This window comes from Arcanobacterium phocae, from assembly GCF_900105865.1.
GTDB classification, from domain to species: Bacteria; Actinomycetota; Actinomycetes; order Actinomycetales; family Actinomycetaceae; genus Arcanobacterium; species Arcanobacterium phocae.
Map to the genome: position 1 here is coordinate 192,176 of NZ_LT629804.1, position 19,316 is coordinate 211,491.

15 protein-coding genes and 1 pseudogene are annotated in these 19,316 nt (G+C 49.1%); 4 read left to right on the forward strand and 12 right to left on the reverse strand.

Translation table 11 applies throughout. From position 1 onward, the window contains the following. Nucleotides 1-36 precede the first annotated feature (36 nt). The 4 genes and pseudogenes from BLT51_RS00850 to BLT51_RS00870 all read left to right on the forward strand — a co-directional run. On the forward strand, nucleotides 37-696 hold the full coding sequence (locus tag BLT51_RS00850) for a uridine kinase family protein (protein ID WP_091278751.1): 660 nt from the start codon (nucleotides 37-39) through the stop codon (nucleotides 694-696). 179 nt (nucleotides 697-875) lie between these two features. Next, nucleotides 876-1,622, forward strand: coding sequence for an MIP/aquaporin family protein (locus BLT51_RS00855; RefSeq protein ID WP_091278752.1), 747 nt, complete (start codon nucleotides 876-878; stop codon nucleotides 1,620-1,622). A 59-nt stretch (nucleotides 1,623-1,681) separates the two neighbouring features. After that, entirely contained in the window at nucleotides 1,682-3,214 is a 1,533-nt protein-coding gene (gene glpK / locus BLT51_RS00860) for a glycerol kinase GlpK (RefSeq protein ID WP_091278754.1), read from the forward strand. 776 nt (nucleotides 3,215-3,990) lie between these two features. Next, nucleotides 3,991-4,257 (forward strand): annotated as a pseudogene (locus tag BLT51_RS00870) (glycerol kinase); the annotation flags it as partial. A gap of 34 nt (nucleotides 4,258-4,291) precedes the next feature. On the opposite strand, the gene BLT51_RS00875 reads toward BLT51_RS00870, so the two are convergent. The 12 genes from BLT51_RS00875 to folP form a co-directional block, all read right to left on the reverse strand. Continuing rightward, complete coding sequence (locus BLT51_RS00875) at nucleotides 4,292-5,230, reverse strand: class C sortase (RefSeq protein WP_231943956.1); 939 nt, start codon at nucleotides 5,228-5,230, stop codon at nucleotides 4,292-4,294. 101 nt (nucleotides 5,231-5,331) lie between these two features. Beyond that, complete coding sequence (locus tag BLT51_RS00880) at nucleotides 5,332-6,945, reverse strand: SpaH/EbpB family LPXTG-anchored major pilin (RefSeq protein ID WP_091278758.1); 1,614 nt, start codon at nucleotides 6,943-6,945, stop codon at nucleotides 5,332-5,334. A gap of 36 nt (nucleotides 6,946-6,981) precedes the next feature. Beyond that, on the reverse strand, nucleotides 6,982-10,776 hold the full coding sequence (locus BLT51_RS00885) for a SpaA isopeptide-forming pilin-related protein (protein ID WP_157672841.1): 3,795 nt from the start codon (nucleotides 10,774-10,776) through the stop codon (nucleotides 6,982-6,984). Nucleotides 10,777-11,231: 455 nt separating this feature from the next. Further along, a complete protein-coding gene (lysS, locus tag BLT51_RS00890) occupies nucleotides 11,232-12,818 on the reverse strand; it encodes a lysine--tRNA ligase (RefSeq protein ID WP_091278762.1) in 1,587 nt (528 codons plus the stop codon). Between the two features lie 69 nt (nucleotides 12,819-12,887). Continuing rightward, entirely contained in the window at nucleotides 12,888-13,304 is a 417-nt protein-coding gene (gene panD, locus BLT51_RS00895) for an aspartate 1-decarboxylase (protein WP_091278764.1), read from the reverse strand. Nucleotides 13,305-13,320: 16 nt separating this feature from the next. Beyond that, nucleotides 13,321-14,148, reverse strand: coding sequence for a pantoate--beta-alanine ligase (gene panC, locus BLT51_RS00900; protein ID WP_091278766.1), 828 nt, complete (start codon nucleotides 14,146-14,148; stop codon nucleotides 13,321-13,323). A 59-nt stretch (nucleotides 14,149-14,207) separates the two neighbouring features. Next, on the reverse strand, nucleotides 14,208-15,089 hold the full coding sequence (locus BLT51_RS00905; RefSeq protein ID WP_091278768.1) for a Rossmann-like and DUF2520 domain-containing protein: 882 nt from the start codon (nucleotides 15,087-15,089) through the stop codon (nucleotides 14,208-14,210). Beyond that, on the reverse strand, nucleotides 15,079-16,584 hold the full coding sequence (locus BLT51_RS00910) for a PH domain-containing protein (RefSeq protein ID WP_091278770.1): 1,506 nt from the start codon (nucleotides 16,582-16,584) through the stop codon (nucleotides 15,079-15,081). The genes BLT51_RS00905 and BLT51_RS00910 overlap by 11 nt, the downstream gene beginning before the upstream one ends. A gap of 3 nt (nucleotides 16,585-16,587) precedes the next feature. Beyond that, entirely contained in the window at nucleotides 16,588-17,091 is a 504-nt protein-coding gene (locus BLT51_RS00915; protein ID WP_091278772.1) for a PH domain-containing protein, read from the reverse strand. A gap of 45 nt (nucleotides 17,092-17,136) precedes the next feature. Next, the gene (locus BLT51_RS00920) at nucleotides 17,137-17,625 is read right to left on the reverse strand and encodes a DUF3180 domain-containing protein (RefSeq protein ID WP_091278777.1); all 489 of its coding nucleotides are present in this window, start codon (nucleotides 17,623-17,625) and stop codon (nucleotides 17,137-17,139) included. Continuing rightward, nucleotides 17,615-18,490, reverse strand: coding sequence for a 2-amino-4-hydroxy-6-hydroxymethyldihydropteridine diphosphokinase (gene folK / locus BLT51_RS00925; RefSeq protein WP_091278780.1), 876 nt, complete (start codon nucleotides 18,488-18,490; stop codon nucleotides 17,615-17,617). The genes BLT51_RS00920 and folK overlap by 11 nt, the downstream gene beginning before the upstream one ends. Before the next feature lie 12 nt (nucleotides 18,491-18,502). Further along, nucleotides 18,503-19,309, reverse strand: coding sequence for a dihydropteroate synthase (gene folP, locus BLT51_RS00930; protein ID WP_091278782.1), 807 nt, complete (start codon nucleotides 19,307-19,309; stop codon nucleotides 18,503-18,505). Nucleotides 19,310-19,316 lie beyond the last annotated feature (7 nt).

Genomic DNA, 19,316 nt, shown 5'->3' on the forward strand with positions numbered 1-19,316 from the left:
TGATGACGGGGTGCCGTTGGTTGTAAACTGGATGCTATGTCCACCCCACTGAGTAATGATGGCTTGTTCGACCTTCCGGAAGGCACGCAGCGTGTGCCCCGTGCGAAGGTTATTTTGGTTACTGGCCCGTCTGGTAGCGGGAAGACTCGTTTTACGTCACGGACCGGTCTTCCCGTGGTTTCTTTAGACGATTTTTATTACGACGGCGATCGGCCGGGGTTACCACATCGGCACGGTATGGTGGACTGGGATTCCCCCGCAACCTGGGATCGCGAAGGTGCAGTCACCGCACTAGTTGAGTTATGCACGAAGGGCGAAACAACTGTTCCTATTTATGACATGCCTTCGAATGCTCGCGTCAGTGAACGAATACTGAGTATGGATGGCCGGCGCCATGTCTTGGCGGAAGGTATTTTTGCCGCTGAGATTGTTGATGATCTACGTAAAGAGGGTATCTTGGCAGATGCCTTGTGTATTTCACGGCCACGAGTTCAAACCTTCTGGTTCCGGTTGATGCGTGATCTTGATGAGGCACGTAAACCGCTGCCTAACTTGCTGCGCCGCGGTATTGCTCATTTTTTCCACGAGCCACAGATGTATCGCGATCTCGAGGCTAAGGGTGCTCGCCGAGTTTCTTATCAGGAAGCTCAAGAAGTGCTGACTCAAATGTTGGCAGCACAGCGCTGGTCGATTTAACAAACGATAACGAAAACAAGTGCATAATTTACAGATATTCATGCACGGATGTGCATCTGAGATTTCACCTTAACAACACACCCCAATATATGTAAAAGTAGAAGTGTGTGCTGGATTACACGTCAGCATTCGTGTTATCACGCTCCCCGCAATGAGGCGGGTAGGGAAAGGCGGAGAATATGAATCTTCTCGAAATTTTTGTGTCCGAAATGATCGGTACAGCATTACTTATTACTCTTGGCGTTGGCGTTGTTGCCACAACATTGCTTACGAAGTCCAAAGGAAAAGGCACTGGTTGGTTGCTCATCAACTTTGGCTGGGGTTTTGCAGTCATGATTGGTGTCTATGGCGCCTGGAAAACCGGCGGACACCTTAACCCCGCAGTAACTCTTGGTATCGCAGCAACCGGAGCAGAGGAGTTCGTCCCTGGCGTTGCTATTACATTTGCTACCATTTCTGCCTACATTGCTGGCCAAATGGTTGGAGCTATGGTGGGTGCAGCGCTCGCTTGGTTGGCTTACAAGGACCATTACAATGCTCATGAAAACCAAGCAGAGATTCTTGGTACTTTTGCAACCGCTCCAGAGATTCGTAACTACACCTCAAATATTATTACTGAGGCAATTGGAACCTTCGTTCTACTAGCCTGGGTCATCATTAACGGTAGTACTCCTACACAGATTGGCCCGTTGGCGGTAGCCCTTGTTATCGTATCTATCGGTGCTTCCCTCGGTGGCCCGACTGGATACGCAATCAATCCTGCCCGCGACCTTGGCCCACGTATTATGCACGCAATTTTGCCAATCAAGGGCAAGGGTGGTTCGGATTGGGCATACGCATGGGTACCGGTGGTTGGTCCGATCATCGGCGCAGTTCTTGCTGGCCTGCTCTTCGGCGCTAATACACTCAACATTGCCGGACTATAAACCACACTATTTATTGGCGACGACGACGTCGTCAAACGCTACTAAGTTAGGACTACTCAATGACTGAGAAAAAGTACGTAATCGCAATCGATCAGGGAACCACATCGTCCCGCGCTATCGTCTTCAACCATTCCGGCGAGATCGTTTCTCTTGGCCAGAAAGAACACGAGCAAATTTTCCCAAAAGCTGGCTGGGTTGAGCACAATCCAATCGAGATTCGGGATAATATTCGTGAGGTTATTGGTCAGGCTCTGTCGAAGGCTGATATTAACCGCCACGAGATCGCGGCAGTAGGTATCACGAACCAGCGCGAAACTGCGGTGGTGTGGGATAAGAACACTGGCGAACCGATTTATAACGCAATCGTCTGGCAAGACACCCGTACCGACGCTATCGTCCGGGAACTCGCTGGCGACGAAGGCCCAGACAAGTACAAGGATATCTGTGGTCTTCCCCTAGCAACCTACTTCTCTGGGCCGAAGATTAAGTGGATTTTGGACAATGTCGAAGGCGCTCGGGAAAAGGCTGAAGCCGGCGATCTCCTGTTTGGCAACACCGACTGCTGGGTTTTGTGGAATCTTACCGGTGGACCAAACGGTGGCGTCCACATCACTGATGTCACTAACGCTTCCCGAACGATGCTTATGGATGTTCGCAAGCTAACGTGGGATGAAAGCATCTGTAACGAGATGGGCATTCCGATGTCGATGCTGCCAGAGATTCGTTCCTCCTCCGAAGTTTATGGTCATGGTGCAAAGAACTCCTTGCTGATTGACACCCCGATTTCCGGTATTTTGGGAGACCAGCAGGCTGCAACCTTCGGTCAGGCGTGTTTCCAGAAGGGCATGGCGAAGAACACCTACGGCACTGGTTGCTTCATGCTCATTAACACCGGCCATAAAGCTGTAACGTCAGAAAACGGCCTGCTCACCACCGTATGCTACAAGATTGGCGACCAAGAGCCGGTTTATGCACTTGAAGGTTCGATTGCAGTCACCGGATCTCTTGTTCAGTGGCTACGCGACAACCTCGGCATTATTTCAACCGCTCCCGAGATCGAGGAGCTAGCCGAGACAGTTGAAGATAACGGCGGAGTCTACTTCGTTCCAGCGTTCTCTGGCCTTTTCGCTCCATATTGGAAGGACGATGCTCGCGGCGCAATCGTTGGCTTAACACGCTTCAATAACAAGGGCCACTTGGCTCGCGCAGTTCTGGAAGCTACCGCATTCCAGACTGCTGAAGTTCTTGAGGCTATGAATGCTGACTCTTCGGCCGATCTTACTGAATTGCGCGTCGACGGCGGTATGACCGCGAACAACACGCTCATGCAGTTCCAGGCGGATCTGCTTGGAGTTGACGTTGTGGTACCAGAAGTCGCCGAAACAACTGCCCTCGGCGCAGCATATGCAGCCGGTATCGCAGTTGGTTTCTGGAACGGCGAAGATGACGTTATCGCTAACTGGAAGGAAGGCAAGCGGTTCACGCCGAAGATGCCTAAGGCAGAGCGCGATCGTCAGATGCGTCTGTGGAAGAAGGCCGTCACCCGCACGTTCGATTGGGTTGATGAAGATGCCGAAAAGATTGACTACTAATCAACTGAACGATTAACTGAGTGGAGCCCGGAGAAAACCTCCGGGCTCCATCCATAAATAGTGCCAGTACGCTATTGTCTTGGCACTAACCGCGCCATATTTATAAGACCAATTAGACCAAGCACCGTAAGTAGAACAGCTGGAACTGATATTTCCCATGCGTAATCGAGAACTAAGTGTGGCGTGTGCGTAATCGTCCATACGCCGTATATGAACGCATAAGAAGCAACGCCAATGATCAAGGAAACACAGTACGTTACGGTTCGAAGAAACGCTCGTGCAACTCGGTTCGATAGCAGGATTTGAAAAATGGGAAGAAAGAGCCATACGACTAGTGCTACCAAATGACTTAGCGCAACTACATACATAGGCGAATGCTCGAGGGTCGCAAGGGTGTAGCGCCCAGCAAGAGCAACACCCACAATCAATACGACGAGACAGTAACAAATCATCAACCCGTCACTGCGTTGAAATGTAGAATCTCTTCTTTGCCATCGAGCTACGTCTGAAAAAAATCCAGGTAATGCCATTCTCATCGTTGCTTCTCCCAACGACTATCCGTTGAGTAACATCTCACTGTTGTCCAAAACGAAGAAGCACGCAAAAAAATCGATGTTTGTGTAGACATTCGATGCTCCTTTGAATCATTTGTTACATCTACAGAAAAACTATAACACCGCGAATATATAGAATATCAGCAAAACGTAATCTTCGATCAACCATCTTTTCCAAAAGGCATGGAGAAAAATACGTACGGTACTAATTAATTTATGTCGGACAATGCCCTCATGCAGTTCCAAGCAGATCTGCTTGGAGTTGACGTTGTGGTACCAGAAGTCGCCGAAACAACTGCTCTCGACGCCGGTATCGCAGTTGGTTTCTGGAACGGCGAAGATGACGTGATCGCTAACTGGAAGGAAGGCAAGCGCTTCACGCCGAAGATGCCTAAGGCAGAGCGCGATCGTCAGATGCGTCTATGGAAGAAGGCCGTAACCCGTGCTTTCGATTGGATTGATGAGGATACCGAAAAGATTGACTTCTAAAACGCTGTCAACCTAACGTAGTAGATGGCTAAAACTAGATCTTGTCTCCGGTTATACTTGAGGATTCTTCAGTAGTAAGTTCACCAGTTTGGCTACTATTTTCGATTGTTATCATATGTTTTTCGCGACGGATTCCGATCACAGAGTGAATAAGGATGCCAACTCCACCAATCAAGACAGCACCAATAACAATAGCCCACCACGGGAAATGTGGTAGCTCTGATTTTTCGGTAGCCTTTGATACGTCTTTGTTGGGTGTTGGGAATACGCGTTCTCCGGTAACAAGGATTCGATGTGAGTTGATTCCTAAAGGAGTACATGTAACAAGAGTTACGAGGTCATGCCCTGGCTCGGCTTTGATCGATTGCGAATCTTCTGGCGCAACTACTTGGATATCAACTACCCTGTATGTCATAACTTCACCAAAGATGTTGAGTGTGAAGGTGTCACCTTCTTCAACTCTGTCAAGATTAGTGAACATGGTAGCGTCGGCGAGTCCCCGGTGGGCTGTTATGACGGAACGAGTTCCTTTTCCTCCAACGGGTAATGACGTCCCTTCGAGGTGCCCTGCACCTTTAAGAAGAGTTACCTCTGATGTTCCATGATAGATCGGTATATCAACGTCTGCTACCGGGACAAGTATGCGTCCCATAACTCCTGATTCGGTACCTTTAAGAATGTCTTCGTACGGCCATAGCCCGAGCTGACTTTCATCGAGCTCTCCGCCAGACGTAGGAACGTTAACGTTCGCTTTAACGTCGAATCCTGATTCGAGGGCGTCATTGTATTTTCTTGCCATCGAAATCTGCTCATTTTTATCGGGTGAAACATGTTCGAATGTTTCACCTAATGTACCTAAGATATTAGTTTGATTGTACTGGTAGTTCCAGGATGCGATCGTTGGGTAGAGGAGTAGGCCAGTGCCTATCCACACAAGAATTACGGTAATTATTCTGCCTACATAAACTCGCACTGATTCTCCTCAAGCAGATATGGAATATTGCAAAATGTGGATCCCAAGCCCAGGTGCCTAGGCTTGGGATCCGTAGCATTCTATTGAAATGCAGCTAAGACTCAGTTCTTACGCGAACGGGTCTTGAATGCGGTACCAGCAGCAATTGCTAGAACAGCGAGGCCCGCAAGGGTCAGCAGAACCTTGCCCTGGGCACCGGTGAGTGGCAAGTTTGGAACGTCACCCTCGTGGAACGGAATGTTGATAACAGTCTTGTCTACTTTATCAGCTGAACCTGAATCCTTCGAAATAGTAATTTTCATTGGCAGCTTAGCAGTAGGACCAGACGTGGAGTTGCCATCAGGATCTGGGAAACCTGTAGGATCTTGGAAACCTGCAGGAGTATCAGTCTCAACGACGTAGTAATCTTTGTGATCTCCCTCCGAAGAACCATAGTAGAGGTTTTCGATCTTCACAAGCCCCTGATCGTCAGACCAGAATGTGATTTCTTGATCCTTGTCATCTTTTACGACTGTAGCTGTGTCAACTTCTCTTGTTCCGGGTTTTAGCGCGGTGTAAACTTTAAATCCGGCTTTTTCTAGAGGAGTTTTGCCATCTTCTGAAACCTTTTTGATGGTGTAATTACCGAAGTAAGCAACTGGGTTGGTCTCCGGCGGAACCTTGGTCCAATTTACATCGTTGTGGTTCTTGAACTCGATGTTCGCACCCTTATTTGGAATTTGCTTATCACCGTTAACTTTAACAACCTTAGTGTAGAAAGAGATCTTGAGGGTCTTACCGTCTGAAGCGGAGAGTGTATCCTTAACGTATCCATTGTTAAATGTGATAGTTAGAGTACGCGTACTTTCTACATAATTAACAGTGTAATTTTGAGATTCCACAGGTCGATCACCGAGTGTCACCTCCGGTGCTGTAGTAGTACCGGGGACGTACGTCAGCTGCTCGTCCAGGTTATCGGTAAAGCGGTATTCTTTAAGAGGCTCGCTTTCAGGAGTTTCTGGAATAACCGCAGTAACATCCCACTTGACTTCAGAGCCAACAGTCACAGTTGGTGTTTGAGGGCTGACAACCTTTGTGGTCTTTGAAACTTGGTTCTTTGGATATACGTTCACATCGTAAAGCCAACCCTTAGTATTCTCGCCAGCCTTGGGGTTTGGGAATGGAACGGTAACGATGAATGGGGCTACCTTCTTAGTAACCTTGACCGGTGTATTGTCTTTCGAATTTACGGCGTTGTCAGAGTCGGTTTCTGTCACGTAGTATGCGCCGATTACCGCTCCTTTATGGGTGACCATGCCGTCGTCACCGGTAACGACGTCATCTCCTGACTTGGAAAGTGAAAGGCCCTCAACGTCACCAAGATCGTTTACAAACTTCTCGTTCTCATACTTTAGGCCCTTGAGTTTCTTCCAGTCAGCCTGCTTCTTCAGATCCAAACCCTCGATCTTTTGAATCTTGAACTTAACATTCTTAAGCGGAATGGCATCTTCAGGAGCAGTCAACGCGGATCCATCGTTCTTATGACCCTCGGCAGTCCAATTAGGAGCCTGATACTTATGGATGATAATCGAACCAGTTTTGTTGGTATCAATATTACCAACGGCTGGCCTCGCGGCATCGTCTGCGTTTGCAGTGCCCATGCCAAGAAGGCTCAGGCTCAGTGCAAGCACAGCACCAAGGAAGCCAAGCTTCCGAGATTTCTTGTGTGTATTCACTTTGTTTCTTTCTTTTTATTTGGTGGACCGGCCAATTTAGCCAAGATCCCTAACTATGCTTCGCTTACGTCCTAATAGGAGAACTACAACAGCCCCAGCGGCTAGAATGGCTCCACCTGCAATCAGGAAGTAATCGCGCCCAAGCCCGCCAGAAAGCGGTAAACCAGGTGCATTGCGTTGCGCATTGAATATGATCTGAACACCATTCCTCTTCGGCAGTTGTTTACCCGAATGATTCGTTAACGTGGCATTCTGACTGTCCGGCCCAATCTTAAATACGAATGGTCCGTCCGTACCAACGGCGAAACCAGCCGGAGCTTTTGTCTCCGTCAAAATGTAGTCACCCTTGGCAAGCTTAGTAATATTAAATTTTCCTTTGGCAGGATCAGAGTCATACGGCTCGCCTGCGGCAGCGGGCTTACATCCTGCGCTCTGACAATCTGTTATGTTCCAGCTCTTGTTAGCACCCTTCAAAGCAAGCTTCCACTCAGAGTCACCCAATAATGAATCATCAGTCAATGTGCTTGCGTCCGGAACCGATGGACCATAATATCCGTGCTTTTCAAACTGCAAGGAGCCTTGTAAATTAGCAGTGTTCGTGACCGTACAGGTCACTGATTTAGCATTCACAGGGATTGTTATATCAGCAGGTAGTTTTTCGCCTTCGACAAAGAAATCGCGAGAGTTGTCGGCAATACATTTAAAGCTAGTTGTGTAGTGATTAAGCTTTGTGTTACCAATACCAGATTCTTCGATAGTCAGCTTAGCACCACCGACAGTTGGGAACGGCCCTATTTGCTGCTCTTGAATACCGTTGGTATCACCACTAGTCTCCATTTCCGCAATAGATGTTGCACCCTGCTTAAGAGTTAATTTAAACTGATCAGAATTAACAACACGCCCATTTGGCAGATTCTTCTTCACAGTAATAGTAGGGGGATAAGAACACGATGCAAGATCAGTACTAACACCATGTGCAATCGTTCTATTATATTTGTGCCAGCCATAGTAGTCTTGGTACCAATATGTTTCTTGATGCGAGACATTACTCAGACTGTTAGTAATCAACTGTTTATTCGCCCAATTCGGCATATCGAATGAGGCGAGCTGTTTGGCATTACTCAAGAACGCTTTACCGGTACTATCGAAGGTAACACCGTTCACGTTTCTCAAGTCCTTAGTTACAAAACTTAACGTTTCAGATCCTGGAATAGCTCTGTTGGAATTTGCCTTTTTATAGTTTTCTGCAGTAATTGAGTAAATAACAATTAATCCATTATTAGTATTGCTCGGATCAGCTGCCCCTCGCGTAATCATCAAGTTGCCTTCGGAATCAAACGCCATATCACCATTAACGTCAGTCTCGGTATTCTTTGTGGCAAGCTTGCCTTTCTTAGTGATCACCTTCGTATCTGGATCATAATCCCAGATAAAGAAGTCACCATCCTCATAAAAGCCACCAAAGGCATAATGCCCGGTTATTGGATCCACTGCGCCAGCGACAATTGATGCACCGGATCCATCTGTCTGACTATCACGAGTGTCCCAGTACGTACTACGCTGCCATTGCGCAGCCTTTGCATCATATGTCCACACATAAATTTTATCAGAGAAACGTGAATAGGTAGCTTGTCGTTCGATTGCATAAGCCTTCTCACCACCCTTCGTGATGCCAAGAGAATTAGCAACCCTATAGTTCCCGTTTTGAGACACGAAATTTAGTCCCATACGAGAGCCTACAGACTTTACCGAGCCATCTGCTTCAATCTTTTGTAGCCACCCTCTTTCGGTCAAAGAGTAGATATCGCCAGCTTTACACTGAAATAAACTGCTCGGACTATTATTTACAGTTCGTTTAAGAACCTTTTCTGACTCATCCGTAATTTCAATCAAAATCGGTTCACTAATTCCTATATAGTTAGCCGGTGGCTGAGTTTCAACGAGCCAATAGTTACCAGTCTCCAACCCTTTCCAGGTTGCAATTCCGTCTTCCTTAGTTGTCAACTCATCAGAAGCATCTGGATTGGTTAGATCAACGATGTTTCCATCTAAATCAACATACAACTTAGTTTCGCTATTTTCATTCCAAGCTGGTTTACCCTCAGTAAGCGTTCCATCATCTTTATAAAGCTTGAACTTTGCACCCTCAAGAGGCACATCATCTTCTTCAGAATCAAGATTCTGCTTCGGATCAACTTTCTTCACTTCAATATCATGTTTGCTTGATTTCGGCGTAGGGCACCCAGCCATATCTACAATATCTGAAAGTGGAGAACCACCATCAACTAAAACAGATCCCGTTCCTTGATTCTGAGACGAATCAAAAAGTGCCGGTAATGGTTTTCCCATTTGTGAAGATGTAACACCAGTATTCGGGGATTTCACTACTTTACCAGTTTTGGGATCTATCTGATAAAGCACCACTGTTTGCGGGCCACTACCAGTACCAGAATTATCAAATGCTGTTGCTGTAAAAGCGACAACAACAGTCCCATCAGAAGCAAAGCTCGCTGCATCCATAGCTCCCGTAGATGCCGTGACAAGGTCTGGCAACAAAACTCTTTCAAACAGTGGGTTTAACGAGAACTGCTTAGCAGAAGATGGACCCTTATCACTATTATCATTTAAGTGAACTATCCGTCCGGTACTAGATTCTTGCCACTGCCCTGTTCCAACTTTCGGATTCCATATAGCACTCGGATTCGCCAATTTATCATTCAGCTCATCTACGCTAATGGTGTACGCACTAATCATGGAGGGGTCTACAGATGGCTGATATGCTTTGGACCCTATTTTCCTAGACAAAAATAGCTGGAGATTACCCTCAGTATCAAACTGAATATCACCTTTCACAGCAATACTAGTATTGTTCTTACCCGAATCAACTTTATACGGAGCATACCCCAAATATGCGATTGACCCATCAGGCTTGCGCGCAAACAGCTTTATACTAATCTCTCCCTGTATAATTGGAGCAGTATACCCAGCCATAATGTATGTTCCATCCGGCCGCGCATCCCCCATGAGGAAATTTGCATATGCGTCTTTAAAAGAATAGTTACCTACGGAAGGAGCAGTAGTACCAGTGTAAGGCGATGAACCATAACCCCTTGGAGAGAAATTAAAACTAAAATCAGACCCTGCAACTTTTCCCGACTTCCAAGTGTTAACTACCTTATTTTTCCGATCAAGTTGCGACCACGTTTGACTTGAAAAATCAAACTCATGAATGAGCACTTTTCCACTATAGGAACTACTATCAGGACTTGGTCCCGATTCCAATACAAACACAGAATCAGCCGTTATACCCAAGCCATTATAGCTCCCGCCCTGAGAATCGGCTTGAGATTTAGACATCTGCCTAAACCAAAAACGCCCTTCAACTCCATTGTTAATCTGAGGTGGATTTCCTCCGTGAGTCCACCGGTATTGCCCTTCAGGAATATCGAATGTTGCAGTAGTTTTTCCATTTTCAACACGTTGCACTTGGCCAGCAGGCCCCAAAACCCACAAGACGTTCAAGTTGTCACCTGTACACTGAGCACCAAGTTTTTTGCCGGACTGTGGGGCGATTAGCTGTGGCCAGACTGGGATCCCGCTAATACAGTTATTGGTTGCGCTTGGAACACACCCCGCCCCATTCTCCGTAGGGAGTAACGGTGCAAGACCCTTTTCTTGGAACTTTGAATTCAGCGTAGCACTGTTCACTGCAATGGCTTTATCTGAAAACCCAGCCAGACCACCAGACACAAGTACCGCCATTGACAAGGTTAATGCAGCTGTTCCAGCCACCAGTTTGCCGCCTATGCGGCGACTCAAGCTACGTTTCACGGCTTAATTACCTTTACTCTCAAAACGAATAGATTCAATACTACTTTTAGACTAGCCGATGATGCCCTATATCTACAACCACAGTCTTACAACAATCAATAATTTCACATCTTATGAAGTATTGTCAACAACGGCATCCTACCAGCGGTTTAAGCGAAACACCACAAAAGAAAGTCCAACCCACTGTGAACAAATACACCATAGAGCGACATTTAACACAGGTTTCTGTGTCTTTTTCGCAAGTTCTCCGAATATTGTCTTATTGATCTATATCGCGATAGTAAGTCAATATATTAGACATTCGTCACTATTCAGACCACAGAGCATACGCTGATGTGTACATGAACGCCTTCGAATTGCACAATATATTATAAACCTTGAGTATTACGAAAAGCCCAACTGAAAGCCGAGGATAAACTCCACAAAATACTATCCGGCTTGTGTTTAGAAAAGCCTCATAGACTACGCGGTTTCACAAACGGGAAAGTAATCGTTTCGCGGATACCAAGGCCGGTCAAAGCCATCAGCAAACGATCGATACCCATACCCATGCCGCCAGCCGGTGGGAAGCCTTGCTCCATCGCTTCAATGAAGTCCTCATCGAGCTGCATAGCTTCCGGATCACCGTTAGCAGCGTCAAGCGACTGCTGGGTCAGACGCTCACGCTGGATCACCGGATCGGCTAGCTCAGTGTATGCGGTAGCAGTTTCTACACCGCGAATGTAAAGATCCCACTTCTCCGTCAAACCCGGCTTCGAACGATGGTTACGGGTAAGCGGTGACGTATCTTCTGGGAAGTCACGAACGAATGTTGGTGCCCATAGCTTATCTCCAACAAGTTCTTCCCAAATGTCTTCCGCAATCTTGCCAGCAACAGCATAATCCTTGACTTTGATGCCATGCTGTTCAGCGATCTCAACCAAGCGTTCGCGTGGGGTTTCAACCGTGATTTCTTCACCCACCGCTTCTGACAGCGATTCGTAAAGCGTGATGGAATCCCATTCACCGCCCAAATCGTATTCAGTGCCGTCAGCTAAGGTCACCGTAGTCGAGCCAAACACATCCTTAGCCGCGTTCTGAACCAACGCTTGCGTTAGCTTAGCCATGGAGTCGTAAGTTCCATAAGCCGCATAGGCTTCAAGTGCCGTGAACTCTGGGGAATGCGAAGAATCCGCACCTTCATTACGGAAGTTCTTTCCGATTTCGTAGACGCGATCAACACCACCAACCACTGCGCGCTTGAGGTACAGCTCAGTTGCAATACGCAGGTAAAGATCTTGATCGTAAGCGTTGATATGCGTGGTGAACGGACGCGCTGCCGCTCCGCCGTGCAAAACCTGCAAAATCGGGGTTTCTAGTTCGATGAAGTCATCCGACTCGAAGGTGTTGCGCAATGAGCGCATAACCTTGGCTCGGATACGAACCATATCGCGAGCACTCTGGCGGGTAATAAGATCCAAGTGGCGAGCACGCACCCGCGACTCTTCGCTGAGTACCATCTCTACGCCGTCGGCGGTGGTAAAAGTCTTAGGCAACGGACGGATAGCCTTTGACGCCATCTGCCATTCGTGCGCGAAAATAGAGAGCTCACCACGCTTAGAGGTTCCCACGTGTCCGTGAACGAAAATAAAGTCACCGAGATCGACGTCGGCCTTCAACGCATCGAAAGCTTCTTTGCCAACGTTAGCAAGCGAAAAAATAACCTGAAGCCGATTACCAGCACCGTCTTGCAAAACAGTGAACGCAATCTTGCCCGATGGACGCATAAACATAACACGGCCGGCAAGACCAACCATGTCCTCGGTTTCATCGCCAGGCGCTAATACCTGGACACCCTCACAAGGCTGCTCGACGACGTTGCCGTCTGCATCAAGTTCAGCAGCAGCGTAGCTTTCCCGAACTTTCAGGATCGAGGACGTAATAGGCAACTCGGCTGCGTAGGCGTCACGGCCTTCAGCCAGCAAGCGCAAACGCTTATCTTTACGAACCTGAATCTGATCCGAGGTATCGTCAGCAACAGTTGGAGTGTTATTTTCGTTCATATTCACCCTTCAAGATTACAAGGAAAACGTGAGCTTATTCAGAGAATCGGACGTGAGATGGAGCGCGAATTACCGCACCTGTTCAAACGGCACACCGGAAGATTGCAGTCCAGGCGTTCCCGATGGAACTTGACCTGGCTCGTTACCAATATCGATCGGCTTATTCTCACTATCAACAAACACTACATGTGGTTCAATAGTGCGCGCAGTTTCGTCGTCAAGCAACGAGTAGCACATGATAATCACCAGATCCCCAAGAGACACTTGATGAGCAGCGGCTCCATTCAGGATAACCTCTCCCTTGCCGCGCTCGCCTGGAATGGTGTAGGTTGTGAGCCGGTTACCGTTGTTAACGTCAACAATATCTACTGCTTCGCCGGGCAGAATATCAGCTGCGTCTAGCAGATCAGCGTCAATCGTCACCGATCCAACGTAATGCAAATCAGCGCCGGTCACCGTTGCACGATGGATCTTTCCAGTAATCATCCGGCGCAAACGCGTACTAGCCAATCGCAACCTCCAAGTTATCAATCAACCGGGTGGTTCCCACCCAGGCAGCTGTGACAAGTAGACCAGTTCCGCTACCGTTCAACTGAGTGAAGGTATCGCGGTCCACGAGCTCAAGATAATCTACTTTAATTCCTGGTGCGTGCGCTAATGATTCGCGCGCTACAGCCAAGGTTTGGGCGGCACTCCCGCCAGCATCAGCTACCCGTTTTCCAGCGGCGAGAGCTTGCGATAGCCCGAGAGCTTGTTCTTTTTCAACGTCCGAAAGGTAGCTGTTTCGAGAAGACATTGCCAACCCAGATGACTCGCGTTTAATTGGCACCGACTTAATCTCCAACGGCATATTCAAATCGGCAACCATGGTCCGAATAAGCGCCAGTTGCTGAGCATCTTTTTGCCCGAACCAGGCAGCTCGCGGACGCACCAAGTTAAATACTTTGTGCACCACCTGCAACACCCCAGCGAAGTGAGTTGGGCGCGTCTTGCCTTCCAGAATCGTCGCCACTGGGCCCGGATCGATACGTACCAGCGGAGTGCGCGGATACATTGATTCGTCAGTAGGTGCGAAGACGACGTCGACGCCGTCCAGCTTTGCCACGTCACCTTCGAGATCGCGTGGATATGCTTCGAAATCTTCTCCCGGTCCGAACTGCAACGGGTTAACGTAGATAGAGACGACGACGTGATCGGACTCGCGCCGAGCTGCTTCTACTAAAGACAAGTGTCCTTCATGCAACGCACCCATCGTCATCACCAAGCCGATGTCGCCTTGCAACGGCTTCAACGCCTCGACCAGTTGCGCTGGGGTGGTAGCGATAATCATCGTTTCTCCGATCATCCGCACAATAGAATGTTATCTACGTTTCGGTAACTAGTTTCCGGTTAGAGTTTACTCCGAATTTGTTCGAAAACATCGTCAGTAATAACTCTGCGAGCCAACGCACGCTCAGCAGTCGCTTTCGCTAATGCCCGATAGGTCGCAGCCACGTCGTTCAGCCCCAGGTCTTCTTCTCCCACAGTGGTCAAGGTCGCCACATGTTCTGCTACTGTTCCCACGTCACCACGGACAACCGGACCAGTTTGCAACGCCTCCCCCGAACTCAACGCACCCTCAACTGCGGCTGTAATAAGAGGACGCATATACTCCGCATCCAGCCCAATACTGCCCAAGAGTCGAGCAGCCTGAGCAATAACTGTCACCACATGGTTAGCACCATGAGCAAGCGCAGCATGATAAAGCGGACGATCACCCTCAGCAATAACGAAACCCTCCCCGCCAATATCGGCAACCATTGCCAAGCCGATAGGCTGAAGCATCGTTGGAGCAGTCACCGCGAACGGACATCCGCGAAGCCGAGCAACATCCAGGGTAGTCCCGGTGAACGTCATCGCGGGATGAATCGCTATCCCTAAAACGCCTTGAGCTACCGCCGGCGCCAAGATTTGGGTACCGTAACGCCCCGCCACATGGATCACCAATTGACCCGCATGCCAAGATCCACTTTTCGCCAGACCTGAGATAATTCCGGCAAGTTCGTCGTCGGGAACAGCTAACAGAACAACCTCGCTGCGTTCCACAATCGTACGAACATCGAGCGCCGGAACTCCGGGAAGCATCGTCTCTAACCGGTCAACGCTTGCTTCAGATGTTGCGTATGCGCCAATAATTTGGTGGCCGGCAGCACGCCACGCAGCACCGAGGGCAGCGCCTACTTTTCCCGCTGAAATAATGCCTATACCTAGACGGCCAGTTTTATTCTCCACGGGTAGGCTCCTGGGTTGGCGCGGTCAGCCCGAGCCGAGCCTTCCATTCGTCAATGTTTTCGCTCACCTCAATAGCGCGGGCTTGCTTCGTTAGCTGGTTTTCTTCGCGCAATAGCTGACGCATATCTGCAAGTGCAAAGTTCTTCACCACACCATCGCATGGTCCAGCAAGAAGATGGATGTTAAGTGACGATAGTCCTAGCATGCGTTGCAGTGGGCCTTGAGAAATGGCAACTGACTGAGTGTGGTCTTGGAAAATCAATTGAACCTGGCGCCAAAACCTGCCACGCCGAATCGCGAAAACATCAACGTTAGCAAAATAGCCACCCACGGTTGCCGCGATCGGATTGATCCACCGCGCCCGCTTCGGAGGAGTGCGAACATGGCGGTTCTCACCGCGGCGATACAACAACTCATGCATCAACAATGTGTCATTATCAGTCCCGAGTGTTGGGAAAATAGTGGCCAAAATCCGCATGACCTCTTCTTTGCTCGCACATGGTACGAACATATTCCCATTTTCCACCGCATCCGATATAGATTCACCAGCGATCGTGACGCGAATCTGCCACCAGTCAAAACGCCGCCACAATAATGGTTGCTTGATGCTTACTGCATGGATTCGCGTGGGCGGTAACGATCGAGTTACCAGTTTTGTTAACCCGCGCCGAGATTTCAGCCCAGTTTCAGCAACAAATAATGTAGTGCCGTACGACTTCGAAACATATTGGATCGAGTTAACCACGGAACTCAAAATAGCCAAAAGAAAACCAATGGAGAAACCACTGTCAAAAACAAACTGCCAAACAGCAGCCAAAATCAAACCAGCAAAGGCAAACCACGCATGGCCTGTGAGCACAGTTGATCCGATGAGCCGTTTAGTGGAGAGCTGATACACATGGTGCTCATCAGCAGGTGCTACTACCGAAGCTTGCAACTCCTCCCGAACGGTGATGTCCTTACCTGCTCGCGCATCAGCCAAGCCGGCCAGGATCTCCTGGCGCAGTCGTTCGCATTCGTCACGGCGAAGTAAACCAAGCACGACTGGGTCTTCATTGAAACCAGCCGCATCAATTTTGACGGCACCGAAACCAAAAATACGGGCAAAAAGCTTCTGTTCAATCTCAACTGACTGGATACGATCCCAGCGCACATGCTGGTATTGCTTGATAAACACACCGTTGCGGTAATGGATTCCGCTCGGCACAATCGCGTAGGACTTGTATCGCCACATGATTGTGCCCACGCCGAGAAAAATCAAGGTGACACCCAGCAAAATTCCGATACCAACAGCCAACCGGAACGGGGTAATGAGCTCGATATATAGCCCAATATTATTGAACGCATCTTCGATCCATTGGGTGGCGATATAGAAACCACCCGCAATAAGTGCGAGCCAAAAACTTCCGGCGTCTGCCAGTGGGGTCACCTTGTGGAATTTTCGCCACGACCCGGCAGGCACACTGGTCTGGCCAAGTTCATTCTTATGCTTCATGGTTTAGAGGCCTTCCAGCTTCGCTTGACCCATCCGCGTCAGCTTTTCTCGCAAACGTTCGGCTTCGGGTAACGGCAAGCCTGGAATAGAAGCATCCGATCCGGCCGATGCCGTAATCAGTTGAACCGATGCTAGACCGTAGGCGTTCAAAAGCGGTCCGGAACCGAGATTCACTTGTTGCATCCGGCCATATGGAACCATGGTGACACTTTGGAACATGATTCCTTTACGAACAAGAAGCTCATCATCGAGTTCAACATATCCCAGTGCTTTAGCCCGGCGAACCGCAAGCCATATGTCCCAAACAGCACCTACAGCGATACCGCCAACCACGATTAAACTAATAATGCCGAACCAGCTGGTCACATCGTCAACAGCAAAATAAAAGGCCACACCTACGCCGATTCCCACCAATATCCACCAAATAATATGGCGGATAAATGTCACCTTGGCGAAAGCCGGATCTACCGGCTGAAATTCAGTATCTACTAATAAACGGTTACGCATATGCCTAGTCTATCGGCTAGGGACTCACAACACTCAGTGCAAAAGTTAAGCTGCTGCAGCCGGTGGAACCGATTCGTCGTCGTCATCGTTTTTGCACCACAATTCGGCGATGACTCCGGCCACCGTCATGCCAACCGATACGGCACCTGCAGTTCCCACGGCGATAGCCTGGTACACCATCACATCAGAATGAAGGTAGCCAACGTAACTAGCTGTTATTCCGGCGCAAACCCCAGCCATAACAGCCCCGGTACGCGAAGTCGCTTGCGCCAGCAACCAAATTCGGGCCGCACTGAGCATATTCAGGGGTCGCTTCCCCATCCGATAGGAGCGCACCTTCCATGCTTCCCACAACACAAATACGCTTACGAGCGCCGGAACAACACATGTGTAGATCGGAATCAGCACCGGAGCATAACCATAGCTCAGCCAGGCGTCGGTAACGAAAAATGAGGTTATGGCAGCAACGATAAAAATACTGGAGAGGAAGATCCAGGAGGTCGGCTGAATATCTGGGTCCGAATTAGCTGCCATCACCAAACCCAACCTTGCTCACTCGTTGGTCTAATACGTGCGGTAGCAGATCGCTCACTCGCACACCGTTTAGCTGCGCGTGAGGATCAATCTCTAGCCACGGTTCCAAAACAAAACGACGTTCATGTGCTCGCGGATGCGGTAAAACCAGTACCGGATAATCAGACACCACGCCTGAGACATCGATGATATCCAGATCGAGCGTGCGTGCTCCCCACCGTTCGTTTCGCTCCCGGCCATGTGCTTCTTCAACCATGTTCAAAAAGTTCAACATTGCCATCGGCGGGGTGGGCGAGGTGATCGACACAACCGCATTAATATAGTCTGGTTGTGGATCCTGCCCCGGATCTAACTGTGGTGCACTGCGGTAAAGCGAGGAAACATCTTCCACGCGCTCGCCAAAGTCTGACAATTCTGCTATCGCTTGGCGAACATGCTCTTCCGGATTATCCAAGTTCGATCCAATCGCAATAACGTATGTCCGTAATTGCTCGCTAAAGAGTGGACCTTCGCGCACAATCGATACCGAGACGTCGGAAAACTGGTGACCAATCGGGGCATTCGGTTTATGGACAACAACTTCCGCGCTGACAATCCGCGAACTCATAATAGCGTTAAGAATCCGATGCGCTAACGTCTCAATCAAATCGCAGTGCTCACCTTCGATTTGAGCCACAATCGTATCGGCAAGTTCCGCGTAGTTGATCGTATCGGCAATGTCGTCAGTTTCTGCGGCTCGATCGGTGTCCACCAACAGATCGACGTCGACGACGAATTCCTGCGGTTCGTAATGCTCATGATTCAGCACCCCATGCGTGCCGTAAGCCCGAATCCCCGCCAGATGTATCGAATCGTTCAGTGCCATAATGCTCCCAAGTTATTTAGCCGTGTATTGCTGAATTTTATTCAGCGTAGCAAGAACTAGCGCCGACGCTCGTACGTTATGCACACGTACTGCCCAAACCCCGTGTTGTTCCGCATATCCGGACACAATGCCTGTGGATAAGTCACGTTCTGCTACATCGTCACCAACCAGGCGACCAATAAAGCGTTTCCGTGATGCGCCGATCAGAACCCGATGTCCTAGGGAAGTAAATTGTTCTATTCCAGCGACAATCTGCCAATCGTCGTCGCCCATTTTGGCAAATCCTAAACCTGGATCGAGGATGATTCGCTCGGGCGCAATCCCGGCGGCGACAGCCCGATCGCGAGCCGCAACAAGTTCGTCACGGACATCAGTGGCAACATCGTTATAGGTAGCCAGAGCATTCATTGTTTGGGAAGTTCCACGCGAGTGCTGCAAAATATAATCACAGCCCAATTCTGCCACGGTGGCAAACATTGCCGAATCGCCGCGCCCACCCGTAACATCGTTGACGATCGTAGCACCAGCTTGGACCGCTAACTGCGCTGTGCGCGCATGGTAGGTATCAACTGATACCACCACTCCACGTTCTTGACCTTGCGCGCTGAGTTCTCTCACGACGTTTTCTATGCGTCCCCATTCTTCGTCCCATTCCAATGCACGCGCACCCGGCCGAGTCGATTCGCCGCCGACATCGATGATCGTCGCACCCTGATTCATCAGCTCGATGCCATGGGCGATCGCTTCGCTGGCGCTTTCCCACTTACCACCGTCAGAAAAAGAATCCGGCGTAACATTAACGATTCCCATGATGTGCATACGATTT